This window comes from Cupriavidus sp. 01L46, assembly GCF_056399905.1.
In genome coordinates, this window is record NZ_JBFTSF010000513.1 from 1 (window position 1) to 2,483 (window position 2,483).

The 2,483-nt window shown below is 66.6% G+C and carries 3 protein-coding genes; all 3 read left to right on the forward strand.

The window, feature by feature from the left end; all coding sequences use genetic code 11:
• Nucleotides 1–145: 145 nt before the first annotated feature.
• Nucleotides 146–838 (forward strand): PspA/IM30 family protein, encoded by a 693-nt coding sequence (locus AC1DS3_RS37680; RefSeq protein WP_477129255.1) that lies wholly within the window; start codon nucleotides 146–148, stop codon nucleotides 836–838.
• A 63-nt stretch (nucleotides 839–901) separates the two neighbouring features.
• Complete coding sequence (locus AC1DS3_RS37685; protein ID WP_477129256.1) at nucleotides 902–1,561, forward strand: OB-fold-containig protein; 660 nt, start codon at nucleotides 902–904, stop codon at nucleotides 1,559–1,561.
• Between the two features lie 65 nt (nucleotides 1,562–1,626).
• Nucleotides 1,627–2,483: flotillin family protein (locus AC1DS3_RS37690; protein WP_477129257.1), on the forward strand; the 857-nt coding region annotated here is incomplete at its 3' end.

Consider the following 2,483-nt stretch of genomic DNA (forward strand, 5'->3'; position numbering starts at 1 on the left):
GCCGTACTGGACGCCTACATCCCCGAAGTGTTAGAAATGACAAAACTGATCCAGAGCGCTCGGCAGACCACCTAGAATTCCGACTTTTTGTGTTGCGCCATCGCCGCCCCGGCGGCGTCTTATCGATGCACCGAGGAAACACACCATGACGACAGAAGGCCTGGGTAACCGTGTGAAACGACTGCTGACCGCCAATRTGCACGCGCTGGTCAGCTCGCTGGAGGCGCGCGCGCCGCAAGCCGTGCTGGAGCAGTACCTGCGCGAATTCGACGAGGTGATCGCCCAGGCGCGGGTCGGGCTAGGCCAGCACGAGGCGGCCAAGCACCATGCCGCCAAGGCCATCGCGCGGCTCAACAACGAGATCGAGCGGCTCGACGAACAAGTCGCGGTGGCGCTCCAGCACGGTGACGATGCCGCGGCGCGCGCGGGCACCGAGCGCCAGATCGACCTCGAGGACCAGCTCGGCACGCTCAACGGCAGCCTGCAGGAAGCCGTTGAAAAATCCGAGGCAGCCGAAGCCGATCTGCTTGGCCTGCGCGCCAAGCGCGCCGAGATGGAGCAGGCGCTGGCCGGCATGGTGGCCGCGCGGGCTGCCGCCGAGCGCGCGGGCGCCAGCGTTGGCGCCGCGCCGGGCGCCGGCGCCGGCGTGCGTGCCGAACAGCTCGAGCAAGGCTTCAACCGCGCCATGACCAGCGCCACGGGCGTGGCCGGACTCGGCGTCGGCAGCTCCAGCGCCGATGCCTCCTTGCTCAAGCGGCTGGAGATACTGCACAAGGAACAGCGCATCAACGAACGCCTTGAGCGCCTGAAGGCCGCACGCGACGCGGCGCGCTCCTGAGCGCCGCACACCAGACACCGGCTCCGCCGCTCCCGACCGATTCAGCACAATAAGAACGCCGAAATGAATCAGCTGTTATTGCCGGGCAATGCCCCGTTCGTGGTGGCGATTGGCTTGATGGTAGTCATCGGCGTGCTGGAGGCGCTGGCCCTGCTGCTTGGCCTCGCCCTGTCGCAGCAGGCCGACAGCTTCCTGGTCACGCATTTCGCGCTGGACCACACCGACGCCAGCGCGGCCGATGCCGGCGCCATCGGCCAGTTCCTCGGCTGGCTGCACGTGGGCCGCGTGCCGCTGCTGATGCTGGTGGTGCTGTTCCTGATGGGCTTCGCCATCGTCGGCCTGATCCTCCAATGGGTGATCGCCGCCGTGGCCGGCCACCTGCTGCCCGTGCCGCTCGCGGTGGTGCTCGCCACGCTGGGCGCCCTGCCCTTCGTGCGCGCCACCGGCAGCCTGGTAGGACGCTATTTTCCGCAGGACGAATCCTCCGCCATCTCCGAGCTCGACTTTGTCGGGCGCGTTGCCCAGGTCACGCTCGGCGAGGCCTCGGCCGGCAATCCGGCGCAAGCGCGCCTGGTGGATGAATATGGCCAGGCCCACTACCTGCGCGTCGAGCCGGACGAGCCGGGCCAGCGTTTTCCGCGCGGCGAAACCGTACTGATCGTCGCACGCACCTCCGGCACCTTGTATCGCGCCATCGCCAACCCGCGGCCCGRCCTGCTGTAGGCCACGCGCGGGCGCAAGCCGTCCGCGGTATTTTTTCCAAGTTCCAAGGGAGCATCAGAACCAATATGGATTCCATCATCTTCTGGGGTGTCATCGGCCTGGCCGGCGTACTCGGCCTGTGCATCATCGGCCTGATCTTCTCGCGCCTGTACACGCGCGCATCGGCCGAGCGCGCCTTCGTGCGTACCGGGCTGGGTGGGCAAAAGGTGATCATGAGCGGCGGCGCCATCGTGCTGCCGGTGTTCCATGAAATCATCCCGATCAACATGAACACGCTCAAGCTGGAGGTCAGCCGCGCCTCACGCGACAGCCTGATCACCAAGGACCGCATGCGCGTGGATGTGGTGGTGGCGTTCTTCGTGCGCGTCAAACCCACCGTGGAAGGCGTGTCCACCGCCGCGCAAACGCTGGGCCAGCGCACGCTGGCGCCGGAGAGCCTGCGCGCGCTGGTGGACGACAAGTTYGTCGACGCGCTGCGCTCCACCGCGGCGCAGATGAGCATGCAGGACCTGCAGGATGCGCGCGAGCAGTTCGTGCAGGGCGTGCAGAACACCGTGGCCGAAGACCTGACCAAGAACGGGCTGGAACTGGAGAGCGTGTCGCTCACCAACTTCAACCAGACCTCGAAGGAGTTCTTCGACCCCAACAACGCCTTCGATGCCGAGGGCCTGACCAAGCTCACGCAGGAGACCGAGCGCCGCCGCAAGGAACGCAACGAAGTCGAGCAGGACACCGAGGTCTCCGTGCGTGAGAAGAACCGCGACGCACTGGCCAAGAAGCTGGAGATCGAGCAGCAGGAATCGTTCATGAAGCTCGAGCAGGAACAGCAGGTGAAGACCCGCACCGCCGAGCAGAACGCGCGCATCGCGTCCTACGAGGCCGAGCGCAGGCAGGAGGCCGAGCAAAGCCGCATCACCGCCGA